This is a genomic window from Citrobacter sp. RHB20-C16 (assembly GCF_013890155.1).
Lineage (GTDB): Bacteria > Pseudomonadota > Gammaproteobacteria > Enterobacterales > Enterobacteriaceae > Citrobacter_A > Citrobacter_A amalonaticus.
On the sequence record NZ_CP057630.1, the window covers coordinates 1432797 to 1457905 of the forward strand.

The 25109-nt window shown below is 52.2% G+C and carries 41 protein-coding genes, 1 tRNA gene and 1 pseudogene; 13 read left to right on the forward strand and 30 right to left on the reverse strand.

All coding sequences use genetic code 11. The features are described 5' to 3' along the window. Positions 1-9: 9 nt before the first annotated feature. The 5 genes from HVX64_RS06830 to folD all read right to left on the reverse strand — a co-directional run bounded on the left by HVX64_RS06830 (position 10) and on the right by folD (position 4538). Positions 10-534, reverse strand: a complete 525-nt coding sequence (locus tag HVX64_RS06830) for a metal-dependent hydrolase (protein WP_044256702.1) — start codon at positions 532-534, stop codon at positions 10-12. 72 nt (positions 535-606) lie between these two features. After that, positions 607-1623: a Mal regulon transcriptional regulator MalI gene (gene malI, locus HVX64_RS06835; protein ID WP_043001516.1), complete on the reverse strand. Its 1017-nt coding sequence runs from the start codon at positions 1621-1623 to the stop codon at positions 607-609. 84 nt (positions 1624-1707) lie between these two features. Further along, positions 1708-3207, reverse strand: a complete 1500-nt coding sequence (locus tag HVX64_RS06840; RefSeq protein ID WP_043001515.1) for a PTS transporter subunit EIIC — start codon at positions 3205-3207, stop codon at positions 1708-1710. A 250-nt stretch (positions 3208-3457) separates the two neighbouring features. Beyond that, on the reverse strand, positions 3458-3670 hold the full coding sequence (ybcJ, locus tag HVX64_RS06845) for a ribosome-associated protein YbcJ (RefSeq protein ID WP_043001514.1): 213 nt from the start codon (positions 3668-3670) through the stop codon (positions 3458-3460). A 1-nt stretch (position 3671) separates the two neighbouring features. After that, positions 3672-4538, reverse strand: a complete 867-nt coding sequence (gene folD, locus HVX64_RS06850) for a bifunctional methylenetetrahydrofolate dehydrogenase/methenyltetrahydrofolate cyclohydrolase FolD (RefSeq protein ID WP_043001513.1) — start codon at positions 4536-4538, stop codon at positions 3672-3674. 242 nt (positions 4539-4780) lie between these two features. On the opposite strand from folD, the gene HVX64_RS06855 reads away from it, so the two are divergent. After that, positions 4781-4857, forward strand: a tRNA-Arg gene (locus HVX64_RS06855). A 15-nt stretch (positions 4858-4872) separates the two neighbouring features. On the opposite strand, the gene HVX64_RS06860 is transcribed toward HVX64_RS06855, so the two are convergent. The 23 genes and pseudogenes from HVX64_RS06860 to HVX64_RS06970 all read right to left on the reverse strand — a co-directional run bounded on the left by HVX64_RS06860 (position 4873) and on the right by HVX64_RS06970 (position 16717). Next, positions 4873-6036 (reverse strand): site-specific integrase, encoded by a 1164-nt coding sequence (locus tag HVX64_RS06860; RefSeq protein ID WP_249418897.1) that lies wholly within the window; start codon positions 6034-6036, stop codon positions 4873-4875. A gap of 164 nt (positions 6037-6200) precedes the next feature. Next, positions 6201-6263: pseudogene (locus tag HVX64_RS24090) on the reverse strand (DNA-binding protein); the annotation flags it as partial. A gap of 239 nt (positions 6264-6502) precedes the next feature. Then, positions 6503-7207: a hypothetical protein gene (locus HVX64_RS06870; protein ID WP_249418898.1), complete on the reverse strand. Its 705-nt coding sequence runs from the start codon at positions 7205-7207 to the stop codon at positions 6503-6505. A gap of 9 nt (positions 7208-7216) precedes the next feature. Continuing rightward, positions 7217-7456 (reverse strand): DUF4222 domain-containing protein, encoded by a 240-nt coding sequence (locus HVX64_RS06875; RefSeq protein WP_129318017.1) that lies wholly within the window; start codon positions 7454-7456, stop codon positions 7217-7219. After that, entirely contained in the window at positions 7434-8174 is a 741-nt protein-coding gene (locus HVX64_RS06880; protein ID WP_181825425.1) for a hypothetical protein, read from the reverse strand. Before HVX64_RS06880 ends, HVX64_RS06875 begins: the two co-directional genes overlap by 23 nt. Positions 8175-8185: 11 nt before the next feature. After that, positions 8186-8407: a TraR/DksA family transcriptional regulator gene (locus HVX64_RS06885; RefSeq protein WP_181825320.1), complete on the reverse strand. Its 222-nt coding sequence runs from the start codon at positions 8405-8407 to the stop codon at positions 8186-8188. A 91-nt stretch (positions 8408-8498) separates the two neighbouring features. Continuing rightward, a complete protein-coding gene (locus HVX64_RS06890) occupies positions 8499-8690 on the reverse strand; it encodes a DUF1382 family protein (protein ID WP_022650956.1) in 192 nt (63 codons plus the stop codon). Beyond that, a complete protein-coding gene (locus HVX64_RS06895; RefSeq protein ID WP_125339852.1) occupies positions 8687-8905 on the reverse strand; it encodes a hypothetical protein in 219 nt (72 codons plus the stop codon). Before HVX64_RS06895 ends, HVX64_RS06890 begins: the two co-directional genes overlap by 4 nt. Further along, on the reverse strand, positions 8902-9978 hold the full coding sequence (locus HVX64_RS06900) for a DNA cytosine methyltransferase (protein ID WP_125339851.1): 1077 nt from the start codon (positions 9976-9978) through the stop codon (positions 8902-8904). Before HVX64_RS06900 ends, HVX64_RS06895 begins: the two co-directional genes overlap by 4 nt. Continuing rightward, positions 9975-11105 (reverse strand): site-specific DNA-methyltransferase, encoded by a 1131-nt coding sequence (locus tag HVX64_RS06905; protein ID WP_181825321.1) that lies wholly within the window; start codon positions 11103-11105, stop codon positions 9975-9977. The genes HVX64_RS06900 and HVX64_RS06905 overlap by 4 nt, the downstream gene beginning before the upstream one ends. Further along, positions 11102-11515: a hypothetical protein gene (locus HVX64_RS06910; RefSeq protein ID WP_181825322.1), complete on the reverse strand. Its 414-nt coding sequence runs from the start codon at positions 11513-11515 to the stop codon at positions 11102-11104. The genes HVX64_RS06905 and HVX64_RS06910 overlap by 4 nt, the downstream gene beginning before the upstream one ends. Before the next feature lie 53 nt (positions 11516-11568). Further along, entirely contained in the window at positions 11569-12630 is a 1062-nt protein-coding gene (locus HVX64_RS06915; RefSeq protein ID WP_181825323.1) for a DGQHR domain-containing protein, read from the reverse strand. Beyond that, complete coding sequence (locus tag HVX64_RS06920) at positions 12627-12791, reverse strand: hypothetical protein (protein ID WP_181825324.1); 165 nt, start codon at positions 12789-12791, stop codon at positions 12627-12629. Before HVX64_RS06920 ends, HVX64_RS06915 begins: the two co-directional genes overlap by 4 nt. Before the next feature lie 22 nt (positions 12792-12813). After that, the gene (locus tag HVX64_RS06925) at positions 12814-13527 is read right to left on the reverse strand and encodes a hypothetical protein (RefSeq protein ID WP_181825325.1); all 714 of its coding nucleotides are present in this window, start codon (positions 13525-13527) and stop codon (positions 12814-12816) included. An 11-nt stretch (positions 13528-13538) separates the two neighbouring features. After that, on the reverse strand, positions 13539-14204 hold the full coding sequence (locus HVX64_RS06930) for an ATP-binding protein (protein WP_115614604.1): 666 nt from the start codon (positions 14202-14204) through the stop codon (positions 13539-13541). A 3-nt stretch (positions 14205-14207) separates the two neighbouring features. Further along, positions 14208-14864, reverse strand: a complete 657-nt coding sequence (gene exoX / locus HVX64_RS06935; protein WP_181825326.1) for an exodeoxyribonuclease X — start codon at positions 14862-14864, stop codon at positions 14208-14210. Beyond that, positions 14848-15003: a hypothetical protein gene (locus HVX64_RS06940; RefSeq protein WP_171862468.1), complete on the reverse strand. Its 156-nt coding sequence runs from the start codon at positions 15001-15003 to the stop codon at positions 14848-14850. The genes exoX and HVX64_RS06940 overlap by 17 nt, the downstream gene beginning before the upstream one ends. Then, a complete protein-coding gene (locus HVX64_RS06945) occupies positions 14997-15392 on the reverse strand; it encodes a hypothetical protein (RefSeq protein ID WP_181825327.1) in 396 nt (131 codons plus the stop codon). Before HVX64_RS06945 ends, HVX64_RS06940 begins: the two co-directional genes overlap by 7 nt. A 69-nt stretch (positions 15393-15461) precedes the next feature. After that, positions 15462-15671, reverse strand: coding sequence for a cell division protein FtsZ (locus tag HVX64_RS06950; RefSeq protein ID WP_181825328.1), 210 nt, complete (start codon positions 15669-15671; stop codon positions 15462-15464). Further along, positions 15668-15826 carry a hypothetical protein gene (locus tag HVX64_RS06955; protein WP_177205267.1) on the reverse strand — a complete coding sequence of 53 codons (159 nt, stop codon included), beginning with the start codon at positions 15824-15826 and terminating at the stop codon, positions 15668-15670. Before HVX64_RS06955 ends, HVX64_RS06950 begins: the two co-directional genes overlap by 4 nt. Next, positions 15823-16032 carry a hypothetical protein gene (locus tag HVX64_RS06960; RefSeq protein WP_180252633.1) on the reverse strand — a complete coding sequence of 70 codons (210 nt, stop codon included), beginning with the start codon at positions 16030-16032 and terminating at the stop codon, positions 15823-15825. Before HVX64_RS06960 ends, HVX64_RS06955 begins: the two co-directional genes overlap by 4 nt. Next, entirely contained in the window at positions 16029-16277 is a 249-nt protein-coding gene (locus HVX64_RS06965; RefSeq protein ID WP_181825329.1) for a hypothetical protein, read from the reverse strand. The genes HVX64_RS06960 and HVX64_RS06965 overlap by 4 nt, the downstream gene beginning before the upstream one ends. 140 nt (positions 16278-16417) lie before the next feature. Beyond that, positions 16418-16717, reverse strand: a complete 300-nt coding sequence (locus HVX64_RS06970; RefSeq protein ID WP_125339844.1) for a regulator — start codon at positions 16715-16717, stop codon at positions 16418-16420. Positions 16718-17362: 645 nt separating this feature from the next. On the opposite strand from HVX64_RS06970, the gene HVX64_RS06975 reads away from it, so the two are divergent. Then, complete coding sequence (locus tag HVX64_RS06975) at positions 17363-17575, forward strand: hypothetical protein (RefSeq protein ID WP_181825330.1); 213 nt, start codon at positions 17363-17365, stop codon at positions 17573-17575. 27 nt (positions 17576-17602) lie between these two features. On the opposite strand, the gene HVX64_RS06980 is transcribed toward HVX64_RS06975, so the two are convergent. Then, positions 17603-17983, reverse strand: coding sequence for a hypothetical protein (locus tag HVX64_RS06980; RefSeq protein WP_181825331.1), 381 nt, complete (start codon positions 17981-17983; stop codon positions 17603-17605). 73 nt (positions 17984-18056) lie between these two features. Then, positions 18057-18809, reverse strand: a complete 753-nt coding sequence (locus HVX64_RS06985) for a LexA family transcriptional regulator (protein WP_181825332.1) — start codon at positions 18807-18809, stop codon at positions 18057-18059. A 41-nt stretch (positions 18810-18850) separates the two neighbouring features. Between HVX64_RS06985 and HVX64_RS06990 the strand changes: the two genes are divergently transcribed. The 11 genes from HVX64_RS06990 to HVX64_RS07040 all read left to right on the forward strand — a co-directional run bounded on the left by HVX64_RS06990 (position 18851) and on the right by HVX64_RS07040 (position 24827). Further along, positions 18851-19084, forward strand: a complete 234-nt coding sequence (locus HVX64_RS06990) for a transcriptional regulator (protein ID WP_181825333.1) — start codon at positions 18851-18853, stop codon at positions 19082-19084. Between the two features lie 17 nt (positions 19085-19101). Continuing rightward, entirely contained in the window at positions 19102-19644 is a 543-nt protein-coding gene (locus HVX64_RS06995; RefSeq protein WP_181825334.1) for a toxin YdaT domain-containing protein, read from the forward strand. Positions 19645-19729: 85 nt separating this feature from the next. Continuing rightward, on the forward strand, positions 19730-20599 hold the full coding sequence (locus HVX64_RS07000; RefSeq protein WP_181825335.1) for a replication protein: 870 nt from the start codon (positions 19730-19732) through the stop codon (positions 20597-20599). Positions 20600-20601: 2 nt separating this feature from the next. Beyond that, positions 20602-21456 carry an ATP-binding protein gene (locus tag HVX64_RS07005; RefSeq protein WP_181825336.1) on the forward strand — a complete coding sequence of 285 codons (855 nt, stop codon included), beginning with the start codon at positions 20602-20604 and terminating at the stop codon, positions 21454-21456. After that, positions 21453-21866, forward strand: a complete 414-nt coding sequence (locus tag HVX64_RS07010) for a hypothetical protein (RefSeq protein WP_181825337.1) — start codon at positions 21453-21455, stop codon at positions 21864-21866. Before HVX64_RS07005 ends, HVX64_RS07010 begins: the two co-directional genes overlap by 4 nt. Beyond that, positions 21863-22282: a hypothetical protein gene (locus HVX64_RS07015; RefSeq protein WP_181825452.1), complete on the forward strand. Its 420-nt coding sequence runs from the start codon at positions 21863-21865 to the stop codon at positions 22280-22282. Before HVX64_RS07010 ends, HVX64_RS07015 begins: the two co-directional genes overlap by 4 nt. Further along, positions 22279-22857 (forward strand): ead/Ea22-like family protein, encoded by a 579-nt coding sequence (locus HVX64_RS07020; RefSeq protein ID WP_181825338.1) that lies wholly within the window; start codon positions 22279-22281, stop codon positions 22855-22857. Before HVX64_RS07015 ends, HVX64_RS07020 begins: the two co-directional genes overlap by 4 nt. Beyond that, a complete protein-coding gene (locus HVX64_RS07025) occupies positions 22857-23030 on the forward strand; it encodes a hypothetical protein (RefSeq protein ID WP_181825339.1) in 174 nt (57 codons plus the stop codon). The genes HVX64_RS07020 and HVX64_RS07025 overlap by 1 nt, the downstream gene beginning before the upstream one ends. Before the next feature lie 3 nt (positions 23031-23033). After that, a complete protein-coding gene (locus tag HVX64_RS07030) occupies positions 23034-23783 on the forward strand; it encodes a hypothetical protein (RefSeq protein WP_181825340.1) in 750 nt (249 codons plus the stop codon). Further along, on the forward strand, positions 23783-24064 hold the full coding sequence (locus tag HVX64_RS07035; RefSeq protein ID WP_181825341.1) for an ASCH domain-containing protein: 282 nt from the start codon (positions 23783-23785) through the stop codon (positions 24062-24064). The genes HVX64_RS07030 and HVX64_RS07035 overlap by 1 nt, the downstream gene beginning before the upstream one ends. Positions 24065-24569: 505 nt before the next feature. Next, the gene (locus tag HVX64_RS07040; RefSeq protein ID WP_181825342.1) at positions 24570-24827 is read left to right on the forward strand and encodes a DNA polymerase III subunit theta; all 258 of its coding nucleotides are present in this window, start codon (positions 24570-24572) and stop codon (positions 24825-24827) included. Positions 24828-25109: the final 282 nt, after the last annotated feature.

Below are 25109 nucleotides of genomic sequence, written 5' to 3' on the forward strand. Positions count from 1 at the left end.
TCCGGCAATTCAATGCTTCCGGTACCACCACAGCATCCCCATCAGCAGTACACCCGGCAACCACACCCACAGTAACTCGGAAATAATGACCTGATGCCCGTACGGCGTGGTGTAGCGCGACAGGGCAAACGGCGCGACTTTTATCACCTGCCATGGTGCGAAAAAGCGCTCGTCCGACCACGGCCACAGCCAGCCAACTCCTTTGCCGCCGGTAGTGATTGCGTCCAGCAGACTGTGCGACAGCAGCGAAACCGTCAAAAACAACCAGCAGCGCATTAACCCGGCTTTAAACCATCGCCGCCCCATCCACACGCAGAGCAGCGGAACCACCAACGCAAACAGTAGCGAATGGGTAAACCCTCGGTGTCCGAACACGTTCCCGTAGGACACGCCGAGTTTGAATGAAAGGACGTCGGCATCTGGTAGCATTGCCAGCGCGATCCCGGCAAACAGTAAACGTGGAGGAATGACTTTCAGTCCCAGACCCAGCCCAAGGCAAATCGGGACGGCGGCGTGCGTGATAACGGTAGGCATTGTCATTATCCCTGGCAAATCATAGCAATATAGCAGTGGCAAGCGGGGAGAGGAGGCGGGTGAATTCCGAATTTACGCCGATTCGCGCACGACCAGTTGACCGGAAAGGGTAATGCGCTGGATTTGTAGCGCCGGCTCTTTCAGTTTGCGCATCATAAGGACTGCCGCCTGGCGTCCGGTCTCTTCACTGGCGGATGAAACATAGGTCAATGACGGCGAGGTCAGATTCACGTGGAGCATGTCTTCGAACCCAATCAGGGCAACCTGTTGCGTGAGGAAAACATCTTTCCCGACCGTGCGCCCAACCTGATGAATGCCGGAGAACGAGCCAATCATCGCGGCGGGAGAATGGCAAAGCAGGGCGGTGAAGGTGTTGTTTTTTTCCAGTAACTGGCGTGTGGCGAGCCCCGCCGCCTGAGTGTCGTCACTACAGGCTGGTGCGGACTCTTCGCGATACACCAGGCCGTTCTGCGTCATCGCGCTGCGAAAACCCAGCAGTCGTTGCTCACGAATGTGGCAGCCTTCCTGACCGCCGATATAGGCGATATTACGGTGCCCGCGCTCGATGAGGTAGCGGGTCGCCAGATTCGCGGCCTGGCGATTATCGCGCATCACCAGATCGCATTTGTCTTCCAGCAGCGACTGAGACACCACCACCAGCGGTAGCGGGCAGTGGCGGATTTTCTCTGGCAATGTTGAGGCGCGATTATCAGAGGCGAGGTAAATCACCCCGGCGACGCCCTGCTGCTTAAACGACAGCAGACAGCGCTCCAGGTGATCGCCATCGTTAAGCGGTTGGCCGAGAAAAACCATAAAACCGTTTTTTTCCAGTTCCTGAACAATGCTTGCCATTACCTTGATGGAAAAGCTGTCGCTAAAATCGCGCAGGATCAGGCCGATCAAATTAGAGGTGTTAGCGCGAAGATTCGCCGCGGCGATGTTATGGACATAGCCAAGCGTATTGATGGCGGCATGAACCTTCTCAATGGTTGCCTCTGAGATTTTCCCTTTCTGGCGTAACACCAGCGAAACGGTTGAGACCGAAACGCCCGCCAGCTTTGCCACATCAATAATGCTGACTTTCTTCAAAATCGCTCCCTGAAAATTACCGGTTATCAGCCTGATACAACAACGTCTCCCAGCGTACAGGAGACGTGTCACTCAGACATCTTATTATTTGCCGATCATCGTGGACATGGTCTGGGCGATAAACTGTGCTCTGGCACCGAAAATCACCTGGATACCGTTGTCGCCGACAAAGACCACGCCGCGCGCGCCGAGGCCGTTGAGACCGTCTTTATCGACCACGTCGCTTTTCGCCACTTCCAGACGCAGACGGGTGATGCAGGAGCCGACGGAGTCGATATTTTGCGCACCGCCCAGCAGGCCGATGATTTCAGTGGCAATTTCCGTATCCGTCTTGTCGTTGGCATTGGCGGTCACTTCGGTTCGACCTGGCGTTTTGATATCGAAACGGCGAATGACAAAGCGGAAGGTAAAGTAGTAAATCAGCGCCATCGGCACACCGATGATAATGGCGTTCAGGAAGTTGGTCTGATAACCATTGAAGGACGGCAGAATGCCAAACGACAGGTAGTCGATGAAACCGGCGGAGAACGATTTGGCAATATGCGCATGCAGCAGGTACATGGTCATATAGGCCAGACCCGCCATCACGGCGTTGAAGACGTACAGAATCGGTGCCACGAAGATAAAGGTGAACTCAACCGGCTCGGTGATCCCTGTCAGGAAGCAGGTGAGTGCCGCCGAGAACAGAATACCGGCGGCAATTTTCTTATTCTTCGTGTGTGCTTCGTGATACATCGCCAGACATGCCGCAGGCAGCGCGAACAGCATCAGCGGGAACTCGCCCTGCATAAACTTACCGGCGTTTTGATAGGTATCGCTACTGAAGGATTTGACCCCTTCCTCCAGCATTTTGAACCAGATGGTCTGATCGCCGTGGATCACCTGGCCGGCCTGAGTGGTGTAATCTCCAAAGGAATACCAGAAAGAGGGATACCAGATGTGATGTAAACCGAGCGGGATCAGCGCGCGTTCAACCAGGCCAAAGATAAAGGTTGAGACCGCTTGATTATCGCCGTTAACCACCACCGAGAGCGCATCGATACCGGACTGAATATGTTGCCAGACGTAGGGCAGCAGCAGACCGAGTACGAAGGAGAGAAACGCGGTGGCGATGGCCACAAAACGTTTACCAGAGAAGAAACCGAGGAATTCCGGCAACTGCATGGTGTGAAAGCGGTTGTAACACCAGGCGGCGAGAATACCGCAGATCAGACCGCCAAAGACGCCCATCTGCAGGGTCGGGATTCCGACCACCATCGCGTATTTACCGCCCTGGGAGGCCATCTCCGGCGTGATGCTCAGCACCGTACTGATGGTGATATTGGTGACAAACACGGAGACCGCCGCCGACAGCGCGGCAATACCCGATTCTGAAGCGAGACCGACGGCAGAGCCGATAGCAAACAACATCGGCAGGTTATCAAAGATAACGCCGCCTGCGTTCATCATCAGCGGCAGATGGAATTTATCTCCGAAGGCCAGCAGCAGGCCCGCAGCAGGAAGTAGTGAAATTGGCAGCATTAAAGCGCGACCAATCATTGATAATTTAGACAACGATTTAACAAACCCTGATATCAGACTCATGCTGATTCCCCCGAGTAGCGTTTATATTGACGCTGTTATTGTAAGTAGAACGTTATAGTAGAACGTTCTACTTATCGTGATGAAGGCGTGGATTTTGCGCAACTGAAATTTCACGCTTCATCAAATGAAATCGTGATTCTTTGAAGTTGATCGATAATTAACCGCTATGGTCGTAGGGTGACAGGGGAGGAGAAGGGGAGCCTCAACCCGACATCTCCGAAAGAGAGATCGGGTTGAGGTGTCAGACCGCTCAGGCTGTTACGGTGATGGTCTGTCCGGCAAAACTCACGGTTTGGCCGGCCACGATTTTACAGCGCTTGCGGGTTTCTACCGCGCCGTCAACTTTTACCTGACCTTCGGCAATCGCCATTTTCGCCTGGGCGCCGCTTTCACTCCAGCCTTCCAGTTTCAGCAAATCGCACAGTTCAACGTGAGGATGCTTGCCTAAAGAAAAGGTTGCCATATTAATTGTCCTGAGGATCGTGATATTCAACGCACGCCTGTAGCGTGTTTTCGATAAGTGTGGCGACCGTCATTGGCCCCACGCCGCCCGGTACGGGCGTAATGTACGAGGCACGTGCGGCAGCGTCTTCAAATACCACGTCGCCGACGACTTTGCCATTTTCCAGACGGTTGATGCCGACATCAACCACGATAGCGCCTTCTTTGATCCACTCACCTGGAATAAAGCCCGGTTTCCCGACGGCAACGATCAGCAGATCGGCATGCTCAACGTGATGACGCAGATTTTTGGTGAAGCGGTGGGTCACCGTAGTGGTGCAACCGGCCAGTAGCAGTTCCATACTCATGGGACGACCCACGATGTTAGAGGCACCGATCACGACCGCATTCAGACCATAGAGATCGATGTTGTAACGTTCGAGCAGGGTGACAATCCCGCGCGGCGTGCAGGGGCGCAAACGCGGGGCGCGCTGGCACAGGCGACCGACGTTGTAAGGATGGAAACCGTCCACGTCTTTATCAGGATCAATTCGTTCCAGCACTTTGACATTATCGATGCCTGCCGGAAGTGGCAACTGCACCAGAATACCGTCGATAGTGTTGTCGGCGTTGAGCGTATCAATCAGCTCAAGCAGTTCCGCCTCGCTGGTGGTTTCCGGCAGGTCATACGAGCGGGAGACGAATCCCACTTCGTCACAGGCTTTACGCTTGCTTGCCACATAAATCTGCGAAGCCGGGTTGCTGCCTACCAGCACTACCGCCAGGCCAGGAGCTCGACGCCCGGCCTCAATACGCGCCTGAACTTTTTGAGCAACCTCAGAGCGCACCTGCTGCGCAATCGTTTTACCGTCAATAATCTTTGCTGCCATCAGAGAGAGGATTCCATCTGTTACTTCACGTCAAAGGGGATGGCGCTATTTTGTCAGAAGTGAAGGCGGTTGTCAGTTACCGCTTACTATTGGCGTTGTTTTAGAGGGTTATCTGAAGGGGATTTGCCCTGCACACAGACGGGATGCTCATAACTCAAGCAGTTGAGAGGAAAGCCATTGACCGCTAAGGTTGTGAACGTATAATACCGACCAGTTTTGTATCACCCGCATTGCTGTTCAATGCTCCCTTAGCTCAGCTGGATAGAGCAACGGCCTTCTAAGCCGTCGGTCACAGGTTCGAATCCTGTAGGGGGCGCCATTAGAAATCAACGAGTTAACCATTTCCGCCAGCCTCCATATTTCCCTCGTGGGACATATTTGGGACATCATCGTTAAAAATCGAGTCTATTTGCTTCGCATGTTCGGTCAGATGATTAGGCGCGAGGTGGGCATACCGACGCACCATTTCTATCGACTCCCAGCCACCCATCTCCTGAAGAACAGACAACGGTACACCTGACTGAATAAGCCAGCTTGCCCATGTATGTCGCAGGTCGTGGAACCGGAAATCTTCAATCCCCGCTCGCATGCATGCCGATTTCCATGCGCGACCATCATCTACTCTCATTTTCCTGACCGCAGGAGTGACAGAACCATCAGGCCTTCTTCCTGCTTTTGTGTGTACGAACACAAATTTATGATGATTGCCTATCTGATCTCGCAGAACCTTACATGCGGTATCATTCAGCGCTACGCCAATAGCTCTATTTGATTTACTGTCCTCCGGGTTAACCCATGCCACCCGTCGCTGCATGTCTATCTGTTGCCACTCAAGATTGATGATGTTCGAACGCCGTAAACCTGTAGCCAACGCGAACTTGACGACTGACTTTAACGGCTCCGGACATTCATCAATCAGCCTTTTTGCCTCATCCTTCTCCAGCCATCTCACTCGCTTATTTCGCACTGCCGGTATCTTGATGACTGGTGCTTTCTCCAGCCACTTCCAGTCGCGTTCTGCCGATCTCAGAATGGCTTTCATCAATGCAAGATGTTTGGCTTTGGTAGAGGTTGTGACAGGCTTAGCGACATACTCCGGTTCTGGATTTCCTTTCTTCCTGGCTGCTGCCACTTTTGCCTTCCATATCTCCAGATGACTCCGGTTATGCATCCTGCTGACTGCTGAGTAAATCCTTGCCTCAGTAATATCCTTCAGTCTCACTCCTTCAAATTGCTCAAGCCAGAATCCCATCCGGCCTTTATCTGTATCGAGCGATTTCTTATCTGATTTCTCTTCAATCCAGCGTAAACATGCTTCCTCAAAAGTCACATCAGGAAAGTCACCGAGTCTGTCTACTCGCCAGAGTTCGGCTTTTCGCTTGTCGTGCAACTCCTGCGCTTGCCGTTTGTCCGCTGTGCCAAGAGATTCCTTAATTCGCTTCCCGCCCGGGAGCGAGTACGAGGCGTACCATATTTCACCTCTGCGGAAGATGGACATTTGCGATCCTCTTTATGTGCATCACCCGCGCTCACCACGACAGTATGCAACGGCGATCTGAGTGCCGCAATGCAGGCCTGCCTGGTTGTGAGGTAAGGGGATTTAGGTTTTGATGGGTCTTTACGTGTAGCTTGTAGCCTTCCTGAACGGATCCAGTTTGTTGCAGTTGGTCTGGATATGCCGAGCAGGGCGCATGCTTCATCGAGGGTAAGGCTGAATTGTTCCACTGGCTTTCTCCAGGCAAAAAGAAGCCCACCGGAGTGGGCAATAACATCAAGGGATAACGGAGCAGTGCTTTCGCACCCAATAGCCAGCTCATAACTGGCTATCAGTTGCGTCAGTCGTCTTCGTCTTCGTCGTATTTGTACAGGTCATTCATGCCGTGCTGTTGTGGCGTGTCGCCTGGGTAGCGAACCTGAAAAGCAAACTTTCGCCATTTGAAATGCTCTTCTTCTGTCTGTTCACTTCAGCGCGGAGCAATGTCATCTGCTGACCATGCACCATCTTTCAGCAGGACTGTTCCGCAGTTGCTACCCATATCTTCATCCGCATAACGGATATGAAACTCGAGGTGCGGGAATCTGCTGGCGAGCTCATGGTAAACAGGCTCAGGGCAACTCCATGCCGTCTCAAAACGAATCACCAGAGGGGCGCCGCTCGCTGCATGACGTGCTAGCTTCTTTTTGAAAACACGTTTATCGTATGCCCGCACGTGCGTTGGTCGATGCTGGTAGCCTCGCTTAACTCGTTCACGCGACCTGTCGATCGGCATTTCTACACTGTAGGCATTCCACTTTGTTCCCCATTTGGCGCATGACCAGTCGTACCAGGAATAAAACCCGTAACGGCGCTTATTCTCGATGCGCATTAATGCGTGCTGCTTCACCTTTTTTATGTATTTGTCCGTGCTTCCGTGCTTGCGCATCATTTCGATTACTGCTGATGGGCTTTCAATTTCCTCGAATGCGAAGCGGCCCATGTGCTCGCCAGCGATAGCACTGGCAAGTTTTTCCACCCAGGAACTTTCGTCAATCATCAGGCTCTTTGGCATGCGAGAAATATTGTTGAAATCAATATTCCCGCGCTTATTGGTGATTGATCTGATAAACGCGAGGCGCTGTTTATTGGTTCCACCGATAACGCGGATTTCGTTTGTTACGTGGTTTGGCATTCTTTCTCCTTACGCCGCACGCTGGGCGCGCAGCTTCTTCAGATGTTCTGCTGTTTCGATTTCTTCGGCGATCCGCTCGGCCTGTGCTTTGGTCAGCGGCTCGAAATCCTGATTAAAGCGTCCCATGCTGGCAATGCAGGTGCGGCCGTTGCGGATGTAGTGGATTACTTCGTGGGTAGCGCGGAGGATTTTGCATGGCGCGCCGTGGGGATCGGCGTACCAGGTATTAGGCTGGATTATCCTGAACATTGGGCACCACCTTAAATTCGATTACCCAAACCCATGGGTTGTGTTTGAAGCTTTGATCCGGATAGATGCCGTCCCATAATCCGCGGAACCACAGCCATTTATCCATGGTCCCGCCGTAAGGCGCAGGATTTGCCGGATAACCTTCTTTTCCCGCGTCTTCATCGCTGACGCTGGCTAAGCGTTCCACTCGCACGCCGGTTATCTCAAGCGTTAGGCGACTGGCCCAGCGTGGCATGTGAATTGATGGGCACCATGTCCCATCGTACTGAAGATCGTCAGTATGTGGTTTCCAGTAGGCATCATCGGGAATCGACCACAGGCCATAATTACCTTCTTTCTGCTCGCAACTGGCTCGATAAATACGTGCTGCTTCAGGCCCGCCGCCTTTGACAAGGTTGTCGTTCCAGTCAATTGGGCACCCGTCTTCATTGCCTAATTGGGCCCACGTCTCTCGCACCCAGATGCGATCGCCGACTGCACCGAACGGGCAGGTGTAGCCTTCATTCTCATCAGCAACTCCAAATACATCTTTCTTTGCAGGCTGCAGGTATCCGTTTTTATCGACCACGCCGGGCGTGTACCAGTGGGCGTTTAAATCCAGATCGTAACCGTTATGCGTTGGGTGAAAACCATCAGACGGCTGAACCTTCATGATGCGCCGCGTCTGCGTCTTCCTGCCTTCGAGGATGGCGCGCACCATCTCGCCATTAAAAATCATTCCACGCTCTTTCACTGGATCCCCCTTTGCTTATTCCTCAACTCAATAGCTCCTTGGCATTCCGCGCACGTCTGGCAGCCGGGAACGGCAGCGCGCCGCGGCTCGGGGATATCCTCTCCGCATTCTTCGCAGTGCTCTGCTGATACGGCGTTGCGGTCGATGCGGTGAGCTGAAAGGGCAGCGTTACGCTGAAGCTCTTCAATCTCTGCTGCGGTATCGATGATATCGGCCATGGTCAATGCTCCCAGAACTGTCGGTTAATTCGGTTGAAGGTGAACGCCAGCAATAAAAAAGGAGCCTTAAGCTCCCGGGTGATTAGTGCCTTCATGCAGCACCGCCTTCATTCTTCTCGGCTTCGACCGCCATCTGCTCAAGCCGTCGCGATAACTCGGCGGCCAGCGTCTGGAATTCCTCCTCGGTCGCCACCGGGATCGGCACAAAGCGAATCCCGATGTGTGCGAGGTGGTTGGCTATTTCGAGGCTTTTTCTCAAATCAACTGGTGAGGCTCTGTTCATGAGGAACGTTCCTTCAGAATGCCGTTAATCTGGCCGATAGTTACAAGGAATAGGGAGAATGGCTGGCAGATGGTTTTTATCTGGTCGTAATGACGAAGGATGATTGGTCGAGTCACTGAATCGCGATTCCCCGGATTAGCGGCGATGGCAGCCTTGCATTCAACGATGCATTTGCGTGCCTGGGATCGGATGATGTTTTGATGTTCTGGCGTCATAACCCCTCCATATAGGCCCGGATAAATTCAGCCGCAGCCTGTGCGTTTACGGCGTTGCCGTAACCCTTAAGTCGGCCTGTGCGGTTGCGGCCTGCCACTCTTGCCACCCCGGGCTCGACTCGTCCCAGGCGCGCGGCAGCCCCATCAACCAGCGGGAATGTGCCGGGTTCAACCGGACGCCATTTGCCATCTCGACATAAGAGCCAGTCCGCATCTCGCCAAAAACCGTTAACCTCAAGGGCCCGGTAATCCCCGCGAAGTCCTGCAAACGCTGCTGGGTCTTGCTGCCGTCCTGTCGATACATGTTCATTGCCGCATCCACTGATGGCGATCGAGTGTTGTTTGTTGTCGGTGTAGGCCAGCCTGTCATGAACGTTTGTCGTGGTAGTTGGTTCAGACGATCCTTCCCTTCCCGCAGCGCAGTCATGCCTGCTGAGTCCTTCCAGTCTCGTGACGTCGGCGTTACCCATCCCGTCAATGCTGCTGCCCAACCTATTTTGTTCGGAGTTTCTCGACCATCCCCGCTCATCTGCACTGTCGTTGCGTTGGTAATATTGCTCACCTGTGGAGTTGGCCACCCAATAAGCCCGCTCTCTGATGTGCGGCGCACCGACGCCCGCTGCCGCAAACGGCACAAGCCCGAAGGCGTATCCCATTCCTTCCAGGTCAGCTTGTACAAGGTCGAACCATGTGTTTGCGTTACCGCTTGCAACCTGTTCGCCAAAGACATGCTGAGGTCTGCGCTCGCTGATGAGGTGGAAGAAGTGGGGCCAAAGGTGCCGCTCGTCAGCAAACCCATCTCCTTTGCCTGCCGCGCTGAAAGGCTGGCACGGGCAGGACCCGGTCCAGACGGGTTTATCGTCCGGCCATTCGGCGAGGCGCAGGGAATGGGACCAGACGCCAATTCCGGCGAAGAAGTGGCACTGCGTGAAGCCTCGTAGGTCGTCAGGTGTGACATCTTCAATACTCCTTTCATCAACTTCGCCCGGAGCGATATGACCGCCGGCGATCAGGTTACGCAGCCACTGCGCAGCGAACGGGTCGATTTCGTTGTAATAGGCTGCTGGCGTCATGCGGCCTCCGTCGTCTTTTTGAAGGAGTAAGCAATTCGCGCAGAAGCAATGGTTACGTAATCAGGGTTAAGGTCGATGCCGATGAAGTTGAAACCTTCCTCGATAGCCGACCGTCCAGTGCTCCCGCTTCCCATCCACGGATCAAGCACGGTACCGCCTGGCGGAGTAATCAGCCTGCAGAGATAACTCATCAGAGCGATCGGCTTAACGGTGGGGTGATTGTTTTTCGCGCCACTGGTTCGCCCGGCACCGGCGCGCGGATCGTTAATGCCGACGCTTCCTTCTTTACGTCCGCCGGTCATGTCGCTGGCCGACGTCGCGATGAATCTCTCGAGGCCTTCGTCGCGCTCCTTCGGTTTCACTTTTGCGCAGTAGAAGAACCTGGCGGCGCTCTTGCTGCTATCGATACGTGGAGTTGACTCGTGCCGCCGGTCCATTTGCCCATAGCAATTCGCCGCACCCATTTTAGAGCTTGGCTCATTGCCGGTAAGCGCTCCTTGCTGGCCTTTCGCATCAGGGAACGCTGACACGACAACATCACTTCCGTCGTGAATGATGTTGGCTGGCCAGCGTCCTTCCGGTGCCTGCTCGTAGTCTGCAACCGGTTTAGTACCGTCACGCTGATGCGAAAGCAGCCCGCCGGAGCCACCATTAAGCGCCTCATCGGTCGGTATCCGGCAGGCGTCGATATTGATTGCTCCGGTACCGTGCTCGTTCATGTTGGCGGACACGGTTTGCTTGAATGGCTTTCGAGCCATGACGATCGGTTCGTGCGCAGGCTTAAGAGCCGTTCCCCAGCCATCAAAATCGCCATCAAGATTATGCGACTTGGGGAAGCCGCTGCCGTAAATCCAGAGGATTTGGTCGCGTATTTCGAACCCGGCATCCTCAACGTTGACGACAAGTCGGTGATAAGTTCGCGATCCGCCGAACGCCAGCAGGTGTCCTCCAGGCTTGAGAACGCGCAGGCATTCCTGCCACTGCTCAACTGTTGGGACGTCGTAATCCCATTTGTGATTCATGAAGCTGAGCCCGTACGGAGGATCCGTCACGATGGCGTCAACTGAGTTATCCGGCAGCGTTTTCAGGGCGTCCTCGCAACGCCCGACGTGTAGTTGATAGGTCATGCCGCCTCCCGTCTGCGTGCCAGCAACGGTCCGTCGTGTCCTGCGTTAAAGCTTTCAACCATCGCCCGGCAACACGCCGGACAGCAGCTATAAGTCCTTTGCGGCTCTCCGTCGAATTTCCAGTAAGAGGAACGCATAGACGCGGAGAACGTGGCGCAGATATCGCAATGAAAGGCTCCCGTTTCCAGAACCCTTATTAGCTGAGGCTCTGAGAGCTCGAACTTTCTGGCGATAACCGCATGCTCAAGACCGGCATCAAGCAGGGCTTCAATCAGCTGCAGATCGTCGATGGCTAATTTCCCACAACGGTAAAGCCCCATGCTGCTGGCCTTCATCTGGATAGACGCTTTGGTGCGCTGTAACGTTGCGCACAGTTCATCCATATCCATGTACAGATAAGTTTTGGACAAAAAAATGGCCTGAGATTCAGGCCATGGCATTGAGTGCATCTGCATTGTCATAACTATTCCCCGAGTCTTTTCGCCTGGATAACTTTGACGAGCCGCTCAGCAGCAGATTTCTGCGCCGGAACGGAGGCAATAATCGTTGGACGGTCTTTTTCTGCATTCACGCAGATACCGCCCCAGCGCGAAATCAGGAAGAAGTCTTCCATCTCAGTGGAGCCCGCACTGCTCGCCAGTTCCTCAATCATCTGGACGATATCGACAATTGAGTGGTCAGCCATCAGCCGCTTAACGGCGTAGCCGAAGGCATTGATCATTACCGCGTGGAACTGAATGTAGTCACGCCTGTAGTCTGCCTGGCTGGTGCCGTGGCGAATCGCTTCGATCTGCGTCAGGGCCAACCAGGCCTCCCAGATGGATTCGATGTCGCCCATTTCCAGCGGCTTACTGCCCGCATTGGCAAACTTAGCCGTCGCGTCGCTAAGCGCCTTGAAGCTCACCCATAACTTACCTTTCGCCGGAACGACGTTGTGCTCGAAGTCTGTAACCTCTGAGAAGGTGTCGTGCTGAGACAGGAACGACACCATCCCCTGGGCCACCTCATTACGCCCGTCATAGGCCATGTTGATCGCAGCGGAAGGTTTCGAGACGTTGTTGTTGATATCGGAGAAGAACTGCTGGCGTGCCTTCAGTGGGAGATTATGGGTCAGCATCAGCGGGATGCTGATTGGCTCTCCGTAAGTCCGGCAGAACTCAGCTAACCCGGCGGCGCGGTGCTGGCCGTCGAACAGCTTGATCACTGCATCCATAGGGAAGCGTGCGACGCCCACATTCGTATTGCCGAACTCTTCAAACTCAATATCCGCGTCGCAGTTGCCGACCAGCGGCGGGATGATGAAGGGCTCTTTATTTTGGTATGCATTGACTAAGTACTGGTAAAACTTCTTCACGCGCGCCTGATTGATTTCGCGTTGAGAGCGCTCGAGCGTGCTGCCGTGATTGTCGGAGGCAAGTATGCGCGTCAGCGCGCGGGCAGGTGCCGTGATCATGTAAGTCGCCGTGCTACCCTGCATGCCGCGCGACGCCGGGAACTCAAAGAAATAATCGCCTACTTTGCTCATGCATCCTCCCGCTCCGGATCGTTAACATCCCAGCCATTACGCTCTATATTGGTTTGCAGCCGCTTATCTCCGACCTCTTCGATACTGCGACCGGTCATCTCAGCGACTTCTGCGTTTGTGTGGCGCCACAGGAGCGCCAGTTCTTTTTTTGTCCAGCTCATAAGGCGCTCCGTAGGCTAAATCCTAGAAGGGGATATCGTCATCGAACTGAGGATGCTGATTGTTTTGCGATACCTGGCGATTGGCCTGTTGCAGTCGAGACTCAGGAACCGCGTTAGGGTCCTGCTGATTACCGCCCCATCCGCCGCCGCTATGTGTTGGCGCACCCCACCCGCCGCGGGAAGAGTCGTGAGGTTTGCGGTCATCTTTGTCTTTCATGGTGCGCTCGAGCGTGGCGATCGCTTCTGCTGGTGTTTTATCGGTGAACTCTTTGTAGGTCAGGCGCGAACCTGGCTGGAAAACGTGGCGAACCTCGAATTTGTAGCTGTCACCGCTGCCATCCTGCTTAGTTGTGAGGATCTTCTGCAGGAAGAGTCCGACCCGTTTACCCTCTAAAGCAGGTAGGCACCATTCAGGGCCGCTTTGACCTTGTCGCTGTTGAGCTTGTGCGTCTTTTACCTGCGCAGCCCACATAATGGCGGCGATCAGGCCCATGCCGAACGTCTGGCTACCATCGCGACCGAGGAAGTTAATGCGCAGGAAGTTTGCTTTCTGTCCGTCAGCGTCGAGTGAAAGAACCAGCGCCTGCGATTGTGAGCCATCCTTGCCGAATTCATACACAGCAGACGTAATTACACCTTCGTATGCGCCGGTTTCAGAAATGCCAGCGGAGGAGCCAGCCTTGAGCGCTGCTTCTGCAGACTGCTGATTCCAGGTAAAACTGATTGGTTGGTTCATCGTTATCTCTCTTATAAGTCAGTGAATTCAGAAATTGCGTTGTCGAACGCCGCCAGGTCGTTATCCATGTCAGTCACTTCCGGCCCGAACAGGTCAGGTGGACATTTCACGGTGTCGTTGTCGTCGCCCTTCAACAGGAAAAGGTGTTTGCCGTCGCGCTTGATGATGCGCAGCACGATAGGGAAGTAGCCTTCGGGTGTGAGCTTTTCGTTAAGCATCTTGCCGACTGTCTTCATCCTGATTTTTCCTTCGCTCTCTTCGGTGTGAGCGAGGAAATAGACGCGGAAGTCGTCAGGTAATTGGGTGGCTGCTTCAATGATGCGCCAGGCGTGCTCTGCCATTTCGGTGAACTTGGTGTAGCCAGTCTCGTAAGCCCGGTCCATGTTTTCGTGCTGCATGACAGCCTGAAAATCATCGATGATCAGCATCTTTCGGCTGCTTTGAGCTGCGTTACGAATGACATCAAGAAGATGTCTTCCGTTACGGATATCTACGACGTTCCCGCGCTGGATGGAGTTGTCCGGCAGGCGTTTGCCGTGGAGTTTCCATCCAGTGTTGCGAAATGGCAGGGCCTTGCGAATACAGCGAGCGAGAATAGCGTTTTCCGGGTTCACGTTGCGGATGCTGTACGTCTTGCCATACCCGGAGTCGGCAAGGATGAGTGTCATCACCGCCATAAATCACCCCTTAAGCCAGTGTTTGATGGTGAAGAGAATGTCTTCGTCGTCGCTGTTACTGGACAGCCAGCGGAGATAACCAGGGTCGATTTTTGCGATTTCTTCGAACGTTAGCCCCTTGTGCTTACCAAAGCGGATCGCCTTAATCAGTGATGGGTTGTTTGAAATAGTGCGCATTTCGCCAAACGTCCACTTCGCAAGGCGGCCCATATACAGGAGAAGCTCTGCGGTGACGTAGCAGTCATACAGCGCGCGGTGCGCATACAAACCTTCAGGCAGTTCAGGCTTCAGCCCCAGGCTGTAACGTAAGTACTGGTTGCTGTGACTTGGATGGTCAGGGAGAAGGACACGAGCCAGCTTTGCAGTACAGATCCACGGCGCATCGATTTGAGGCAATTTCGATTTGTCGAATTTTGCGTTGTGCGCAACGTAAGCCTGGGCGCCCAGGTAACGATGGATAACCTCGCTAATCAGTGGAGCGTCGGCAACCATATCTTCGGTGATGTGATGGATAGCCATCGCCTCGAAGCTTATCGCCTCAGTGGGCTTCACAAAGTCGCTCATCGGGTTGCAGATAACGCCGTCGACGATATCCACGCTGGCAATCTCCAGTACGCTGCCTTCCAGGCTGGTTGTTTCTGTATCAATTACTCGCAACATGCTTCATCTCCGTAAGGTGATCGTTAACTGCGTCAAACTCTGCGAGCTGGTGGGCCAGAGATTCGAGGTCTGCCGGCTGCAGGTCATACAGCAGGCAGAGCAGGGCAACCATCAGCAATCCGTTTTGCTGAATTACCATTGAGTTCTCCGCGTTGTTTTATGGTGGGTTGGATGCTTCAGGAAGTAGAGGTCAGCGCATCCTTTGTCTTCACAAAAGTGAGACTGGCGAGTTGACATGTATGTGGATACAGAACGGACTACACAGTCTTTTGGATGCCGCCTGGCGCCGCAGTTATCGCACATCACAGAATTGAGATGCTCAGTTGCTGATTCCAGGAAAATACTTTCAGAAAAGCTACCAGGCACGCCGCGAGAATCGACGTACTCAATCATATTCTCGGTTTGTCCGGCGCTGTTGGTGAATGATCCGCGCCCGGTGAGTTTGATAATTTGACCACCGAGTTTGAGGCGTGAACCTTCTGGCAAACTTGCCAGGCGATCAGCGGTTAATCGTTCATAAGGTTGCATGGAAACTCCTTAAAAAGTGCGAGCAAATCCCGGCAGCGTCTAGCCTGCCTGGTAGGTTGAATAGGATGGTTAGTGCTGGATAGGGTTACCGTGACCGTCCAGGAGGACGTCAATCACACAGTTACTAAGGCGGATGATTTCTGCATCGGTGTGCAGGTAAACCCATTTGCGCTCCTGAATGACTGCTGAGACGCGATAGGTTCGGCCTTCATGCAATGCCATCATGCCAGGCATTACACACTGGCGAATGAGCGGGGTAGTGCCGTAGTGGGAAATCATACCTTCACCTCAACCTGTTCCAGGAGGCCAGCGATATGCATCTGCCAGCGGTTAAGCGTCAGCTTTTCACGCGGTGCCGATACAGACGTCAGCTGCCACTCGTTATCGTTGAGCTTTTTGGCGGTGTACTGCTTTCCGTTGTGGGTGACTGTCATGAGGCCTCCCGGTCGTTGAGGTGCTCTCGAATTTCAGAAATCAACTTTTCCGCATCTACCTCAAAGCGCTTCAAAGTGTCGCACCCGCCAACCTTGTCACCGGAAATACGACACCCGAAATCGTCATTGCTGACGCACAGGGATAGGCCACCAGATTGGTTGTGGGATATTTCGATATAGACGTTTCCCGGTTTGAGTTTGCTCATGATGCCTCCCGCTTTTCTTTGATGTCGGCGCGGAGGTGAATCTCTTTCCCATCAGCTGCCTGGAATATCAGGATGTCATCACGAACCGCGAGAAGATTGGCCACTGCAAATAGTGCCTCGTCAGTGACATCAAATTTCTCACCGGTGAACTCGCGAACCCCGGGCGCCAATTTGCTTGGCTTTGATCGGCCAGCGAAAATTCGCTTAGTCAGGCCTGAAAAACCTACTGTGATTGGGTTACTCATAAATCCTCTTGGCCTTATCGCGGCGAACGGAACATTAATAATGGGGTTGCGCAATATCTGGCGGTGGATGGCCGCCGGTTGTCATAACTAACCGCACTCATCGAGAACGGTGAGGTATGAAAAAAGCCGCTGATCAGCGGCTACTGTGGTTCCCGTGGCTTGTATTTAAATCGATGCCAACTATCTGTGAGTTCAATTTCTTCATAGCTAATTCGGCGCTCCGCAAAACCAAGCTCTACTGCCAGTGCATGAAGTTCATGTCCGCGCTTTATTAACTCCATTGCTATCCAATCAGCGTCTGCGTTTCGCTTCGAGCATTGCTTTGGGGTCATATCGCGAAAGTCTTTGGCGCTAAGTTTGCTGAGCCGCGTTATGTCTGTTTTCATGCTGCGTAGAAGTGATATTGCGGAATCAATCCGCTTTATCTTGTCTTCAATCATCGCCTTACCCTCTGTCGTTACCCGCTGATGCGGGAGAAATGCTTTGGTGGTGTGGCGGCTGGAGTCGAACCAGCTTCCATCGGTGCGCTGCCGATTGGGTTACGCGCGCCTTGCGGTTTTCATCGCGAATTTTTGCCGCAAGCCTATTCCCTAGATCGCCGTTGAGCTTCACCACACCCCAAAGCACTCCTGATGTGTAAACCCCCGCATCGCGGGGGAGTACACGCTTAGATCAATCTTGATCGGCGCCAGGCAGTCTTAGTCTTCTCCGATTGATAACATTCGCCGTCGCATATGCTCTCCTTAGTTGGTGGTTGATTTGCCGGATGGCACTCGTAAATACCAGCTGGTAAATCCGTTAAGTGCATTGCCGTTCATCCTGAACCCGCCGCACTCCCGACGCATGGTTTACTGTCGCGCCGTTCGACTGACCGAATCTCCACTTCGCCGCTGGCTAACTTCGCTCAGCTGTCGATGTTTCGTTTCGATGGGTTGAATTTAGCGTGATGCTAAATTTTCCGCAATAGCAAAATGCTAAATAATTATCGTATTTTATTTAGCGTATTGATTAATAAAGGAATAAATTTTATGCATGAGGTTGGTGCTATACTGGAAAAACGTTGAACAATTGATACGGTGAGAAAAATGAAAGAGGAAGTGGATGATCTAAAGGAGGATCGCATTGCCTTCATGGCTGGCGAGATCGGGGTAGTGGTAATTGAGTTGATTTATAACAGCATAGAAATCAATCGCGACAACATAGTTGGATTTCTTGAGGGGAAGCGTAAGGCGGTGAAGAACACCATTCATAAAGGATTATTACGCGATACTGCAGAGCTTATGAGGAAAGGGAAATAAACCCCGGCGCATTACCGGGGATATAGCTTAGTCTGCCCATCCTGATTTAGTGTTAATAGCAGACTCTGCCATTGTATATTTCTGCACTTTGTCGTCCTTAAACAAGATGGTTAGCTCTTTCTTCGTACCATTTGTTCCATTGTGGAAAAGACCGTAGAAGGGGATAAAGCTGGTTCCGTTAACCTTCACCTTGGCAAACGAATACTTCCAGATCTCATTTCCGCCGTCAGTATAAGAGACGGCATCAGGTGATCCAAAGGTAGTTTTCACCTCTGCCTTGGTGGTTTTACCTTCTTGGATTTTAGTCTGTACGCTGGTTTCAGTCTCATTCTTAAGCTGCTGATTACCTGAAGAAGCACAACCAGCCACGGTTAACGCTACAAGTATTACTATCGCCATTTTTTTCATTATGTTATTCCCATTGTTTGTAATCGTAAGCATCCTAACACGGCGTCTTTGCCAAAAATATAATTGGTAGTTTTTATGGGATATTCAGAATTTTTGCGTCAACAACAACGCCTATAATTTTACAGTTACCGTTTACCTCAAGCATCGGATATTGCGGGTTAAGTGGTTTAAGAAATCGACGACCGGCATCAATAACGAGCTTCTTAAATGTTGCCTCGTTGTCACTTTCGAGCTTGGCAACCACCAACTTTCCGTTTCTGGGTTCCACTAAAGGATCGACAAGAATTGCCGCACCTTCAGGAATACTTAGCCCAACAGGTGAAGTCATAGAGTCTCCCTTCACATCAAGCCAGAAAGAATCCTCTGAACACTCTACGGTGGTGTCATACCAGCGATCTATTGACCTGCGATGATAAGGTTCTACAGCTTCCATCCACTGCCCCGCACTAACCCAACTAATTACAGGATAGCTACCTTTCGCATCGTTGATTTCTCGAAAGGAAACATTAGAAGTTTTTTCACTGGTGTGTAAAACGTCCATCCAGCCAAAAGGCAGATTAAGCGTAGTTTCAATTTTTCGAGCCATCCTATCGCCAATATTGCGGTTAGGATTTGGTCCAAGAAGCTGGCTAAGCGCAGCAGGACTTGTCTCGATGAGTTCGGCGAACTGTGCCTTAGTCATTCCAGATTCGTTCTGGCGCTTTTCGTACAGCGATTCCAGGTTGGCCTTTCTGATTTCTTTATTTTCCATCCCTGCATTGTTACCGCTTTTAGCAAAATGATAAATGCGCAAATTGCTAAATGTTGCTTGCGTAGTATTTAGCATAACGCTAAACTCCAAATCAAACGACTCAACCGGAGACATCAATGAGCACTGAACTGCATCGCTGGCGTAAGAGCGCCACAACCGAAGAATGGGCGCAGCTTGCAAAACTCGCTAATACGACGCCAGGTTACCTGGACCAGATTGCCTACGGCAATCGTCGGGCATCCCCAGAAATGGCATCGGCTATTGAAGATGCCACTAAGTATTTTCACCGCCAGGCCCCGGTTCTTAAAGAAAGCCTGGTATTTTCATCGCCGCGTAATTCAGCGGCCTAACCACGAAAGGGAAAGCAATGCATTCACTTGCGTATCAACACAATACCGGATTTATTCCGGGAGCGATGATAAACCGCGCTCAACCGAAGGTGGCACCAGACCACGAAAAGATCCGCGATGCGGTGCGGGCATGGTCGTCGGCGCTGGACAATCAGGACGTTGTCTCGGCGCTGATCATTAACGAATACCGGGAGCAGGGCGGGACCGCCATCAACTTCCCGGACGACATCAGCCGGGCGCGTCAGAAGCTGTTTCGCTTCCTGGATAACCGCTTCGACTCCGATCAGTACCGCGAGAACGTTAGAGAACTGACCCCGGCAATCATGGCTGTTCTTCCTGTTGAGTTTCGTACACGCCTGGCGCCACAGAACGACACCATGTCGCTGATCGCATCTGCCATGAAGGAATGTTCAGAAGCAAAGCAAGCTGTGCTGCTGGACGCTCCAGAGCATCAGAAGCTGAAAGAGGTAAGCGAGGGTATAGCTTCGCTGTTCCGCCTCATGCCGGAGCAGGTAGGACCGCTGATGACGATGGTCACTTCGATGCTGGGGGTTATGTGAAGACTTCAGAAATGGCGAAAGCCGGTCTGCGCAAACAGATCCGACTTTCTGGTGCAAATCGTGTGGACTCATTGCAGGAGTAAGTATGTCAAATACCGCAGAAATTCTCAACTTTCCTGATGTTGTTTCGGGAATACAGGAGCAACGCGTGGCCGATACAGACGATGGTTACACACGTCTGGCAAACGAGTTGTATGAGGAGCTTATCGGCGCGAACCTGACCAAAAATCAGGCCAAGGTAGCTCATGCTGTTTGCCGCAAAACCTATGGGTTCAACAAGAAAATGGACCGCATAGCAGACTCACAACTTTCTGAGTTGACCAGACTACCTCGCCAGAAGGTTAACACTGCCAAAAACGAACTCATTGCGATGAATGTTTTGGTGTCCGAGGGCATGCTCATCGGCCCCAACAAAAACTTGAGCGAGTGGGTGATTCCAGGAACTAAGCCTGCGCCAAAATGTCACCACAGTAGTGACTGTCACCATAATAGTGACAATGTCCCTAAGATAGTGACAAAAAGTGTCACCAAAACAGTGACAGCCATGTCACCAAAATGGGGACACACAAAAGACACTATTACAAAAGACAATAAAGACAATATTAATAAACCCCCTAAATCCCCCAAACCGGCATCTTTCGATCCGGCTGGTGTTGACCTTCCTGAATGGCTGTCAGTTTCAGTCTGGAGGTCATGGGTCGATTACCGTCGTGACCTGAAAAAACCGATCAAGTCTCAACTGACGGTTACCCAGGCCATCAACCTGCTTGAGCGCTGTAAGTGCAGCGGATACCAACCTGAAGAAATCATCAACCAGAGCATTGCTAATGGCTGGCAGGGGTTGTTTGAGCCGAAGGGTGCTAAACAGCCTCCTCGTGTTCCGCCTCGAGTATCGGAAAACTTCGCTGGCAAAGACTACGGTCAGACAGAAATTCCATCATGGGCGAGGGATTGATCATGGAACTGGAAGAAAAAATTGCACTGATTGAAAAACACCTGGCCGAACTTAGTAAGCCGCCTGCAGATATCGAACATAGCGAGGTATTTCTGGAGATGGTGAACTGCGAAAAACATGGTCAATACGAACAGCGTAAACGGCAGTCTATGGTTGGGAAAATTAAGATTCCTTCCATGCCGACTCGCTGCCCTGGGTGCTTGCGCGATGAGCTTGCATTCCTGAGAGAAGAGAAAATTCGATGGGATGAGCGCACCCGCCAGCAAAACGTTGATCTGCTGCTGTGTAAGCTGGAAATACCTGAACGATTTGTGTCATGCACTCTGGATAACTACCTGCCTGTTGGGAAGGATTCAGAGAAAGCTTTGCGTGTCTGCCAGGCGTACGCCGCAAAATGGCCTGATCGGCTGAAGCAGGGCGGTGGACTGGTGATGTGCGGTAAGCCTGGAACCGGGAAAAACCATCTTGCATTGGCGATCGCCCGTCACGTCATTGAGCAGTATCAGAGCACAGTTATTTTCACAACGGCGCTGAAAATTGCCCGTGATTTCAAATCAACCTGGTCGAAAACAGCAACCCGTTGTGAAGACGATGTGATTGCGCATTTCACCCGCGCTGATCTGCTGATCATCGACGAGGTTGGCGTCCAGTTCGGCAGTGAGGCCGAGAAGCTGATCATGTTCGAAATCATCAACACCCGGTACGAGCGGATGAAGCCGACCATCCTGATCAGCAACCAGACCAAAGACGAGTTGGCCGCATTTATCGGGGAGCGCGTCATTGACCGCATGAGCGACGGTGGCGGGTGCACGCTGTCATTCACCTGGGACTCTTACCGTTCAAAAGGGGCAGCATGATGGACAGCATAAAACAACGCATCGTCAGTTATGTGAAAGCCAATCAGCCTGTCAGCGTAGCAGACATGATCCGCGATTTGAGTATCGGTCGATCCCGTTACTACGAGGAAGCCAAAGCGCTGAGAAGACTCGGCATGCTGCGTAGCGTATCCGGCATCGGTGTATTCGCCAGCGAGGAAGACCATCAGACCTGGTTAGAACACGGCGGAAGGGAAGCGATCTCCCGTAGAGCAGTCGAGGCAAATGCGGCTGGCCAGCAAGCCAAAGGCATCGCTAATGCGCCGGCTGACAAAGACGAACCGAAGATGTTCATGCCCTACAATCCAGATAAAAACGGAGTGGTTGCAGAGTTCATGAAAAGCGAAGCGCATCAGCGCCTGATGATGGTTTACGGGAGGGTAGGGGCATGAAACCAACATACGAAGAACTGGAAGCCAGATGCGCTGCGCTGGCTGCGGAATTGAAGCAAAGCAAGATTGACGCCGACTGCTACAAGAAGGGCATGGAAGCGTCAAATGCGAGACTGGTTCAGATTGCAGCCGAACTCAGCGCTATTGATGCCATTCACAATGACGCGGTGTTCATCACCGATTCTCATTACGAGCAATGCCCTCCAGGAGTACAGAAGATTGTCGGCGCTCTGGCTGTGCTGCAGATTCCTGCGTACCAGTCTTTCCTGGCAGAAGTGCGGGCGCAGGCGCGTACTGACTTCATCGGTCGCATAGAGTGGATTATCCGTAACGAATGCAATCCAGAGAAGACCGAAACAATTCTCAATGAGTTGCAGTCGTTCTCTGAAACTGTAAGTCAGGAGTCCACCCAATGAGCAACATCGGCAAACAGGCGCTGCGTGATATCGCAGAAAGCATTGAGCGCGAAGAATGGGAGGTTCTTGATAATGGCGATGATGAATATCAGGTTATCGTCAAAGGGAGCCTTGAAAAAGGGGAAACCTACCGTTCTTACCAGCCAGTTTCTAATGAAATATCCGAGCGAAAAATCGCGGCCTTTATCGCGGCATTCAGCCCGGCAACTGCGCTGGCGCTGCTGGATGATCTGGAAGCCGCAGAGCATACGGCAGCAGTAGACCATGAAGCGGCATGTTCTTTGGTTGAGGAAAACGAGGAAGTAAAACGCAAGTTGGCAGCAGCAGAGAAGCGCATAGCAGAACTGAGAGACTGGAATTTAGGACTTGCGCAAGAGTCATTCGAACGACAGCAGCGCATAGCTGAGACTTCTTGTCAGAAACGGCTTATTGGGTGGCGGGCGTCAGATTACACCGATGAGACATCAGACCCTGAGTTAGCTAAAAACTGGGCTGCTGCTATTGGCGTACTACCTATTTTTGAAGGCGATGTGAATACCAAACTTAGCGCCGCTGGCATCGGTAAGGGGGAGTGATGGCTAAACGTTGGACAATTTATGCACTAATAGCATTCCTTGCCCTGACAGTCATTCCGATAAGCCTGGTTGCAGCAAATGTTTATGTATCGCCCTGGCTGCTAATTGCAGGACATGCAGGCGTAATGATTTTCGGTTTTATGTGCGCTGAGCTTGCGCGGTATGAGGACTAACCCATGACCACTATTACCAAAGAAAGAGTTGCAGAAATCATTCACGCCGCTGGGCTTGAGCCATGCGATTACGAAGAAGTATTTGGCTCGATTAAAACCGGTGAAATTGTTGCTATGGCGCGTATCGCGCTGGCATCGCTCGAAGCGGAGCCTGCTCTTTACGCAGCAGAGGAAACGCTTGCTTACGCTAATATGGGTGAGCTTCACCTTACCTGCTTATCAGAGCCAATGGGTGATGCGGTTATTCCGCTCTACGCCGCTCCGCCAGTACCGGTAGTACCTGCTGCATTACCTGAGAACGACGATGAGGACGGGCATGACATTGATTATCTTGAGCCATCTGAAGTTTACGCGCTTGGGCGAACAGCTGGCTGGAACGCCTGCCGCGCTGCAATGCTTCAGGGTGCAGAACATGTAAGTAATCGTGATGAGTTGCCGGTCATAGGCTGGCTGCGTAGTGATTACAACAGTGACGACAAACGCGATCCGAATGCCCCGCTGTTTATGTTGGGTAGCAATGATCCATCAGAAGCCTGGGGAGTGAAATACATCCCGTTGTCTGGCAACTCTCCGGTGATTCCGGATGGCTGGGTGATGGTTCCGGTTGACATGACGCCAGAGCAAATGCGCGCGGTTCAGATTAAATCCGAGCTTGGTTCATACGCTGCTGCGAACCTGTCAGGTGCTTATGCTTTATTCCGTGAGTTCTGGGATGTGTCAGTTGCAGCAGCACCAAAGCAGGAGGCTGAATAATGGCTAACCTGCAACTCGCAGTTAACGGTGAATACTTCGACCAGATGAAGTCAGGCGAGAAGACAGAAGAGTATCGCCTGGTGAATCCGTACTGGGGTCGCCGCATTCATGGTAAGGACTATGACCGCCTGATTATCACTCGCGGTTATCCGAAGCGTGATGATGCAAGCCGACGAATCGATGTCCCGTATGACGGTTACGAAATCAAGGAGATCACTCATCCGCACTTCGGAGACAAGCCGGTTAAGGTGTTCGCGATTAAGGTGAAAATAGATGGATAAATGTCGCGGTGTTTTAGGCTTTCTGTTCGGGCACTCATATCGTCCTGCAATCACCAAAGGTGCACCTGCCGCAAATCTTGGAGCAATGGAAGGTAGCGGTACGGTCATCATCAGGTTGATAGATAAAACAAGGCCAGAGACATTTCATGGCATCTACTGCAAGCGCTGCGGGAAGGTGATCAATGGCTAAATCCCCAGCAGAGCGCAAAGCCGCGCATATAAGTGATGTTATACAAAGATAAACGTATAAGGCCATGCTACTGTATGGCCTTCGCTTTTTTATGTGGAGGTTTTTATGACATGTAAGGTATGTGAAAAACAGCCCAGAGGGCGCCGTCAACCCCCTCTAGAATGCATGGAGTATATCCCTGAAGAGCAAGGCGAGTACATGAGTCTGAATGGACGTGCAACCCAGGAAAGCTACTATGTTTGTAGAGAGTGCGGACATAAATGGATGCACGAAACTGGAAATTGCGGCATGGGATGGCAACCTTAAGGTTAATTTATGTCAAGGTTCAACATAGCAGCAAAGAGCCAGGAAGACCGTGACAAGGTTAATGTTGACCTTGCCGCTTCTGGTGTCGCGTACAAAGAACGCCTGAATATGCCCGTAATCGCTGAGCAGGTGGCTCGTGAGCAGCCTGAACACCTGAGAGAGTATTTCATGGAGCGTGTCCGGTACTACCGGGAGAAAAGCTTACAACTTCCTAAATCAAATGATCCGAGATACGTTGAAATGGCAGACCAAAACGCCAAAAAATAGGAGGCAATATGGGAAGAGGAATTTGCCCAGACTGTGGCTCTGGTAAAGTAAGCAGAGAAACAGGACCGAATGGAAGCACAGGCGACTGTAAGTGCGACGATTGCGGCTATGCAAACATGCCTGAAGCATTTAAACAGCCTGAGAAAGAAGACGAGCTTTCCGACGAGAGTAACTAAGCTCCCACCTTTGATTTTCCATAATCAATAAGCCATAATCTAACCATCGTCGGCCTGAACACCCGGCGATGGGGTTGCGCTAAACGGGGACGTTTATGCGCACACA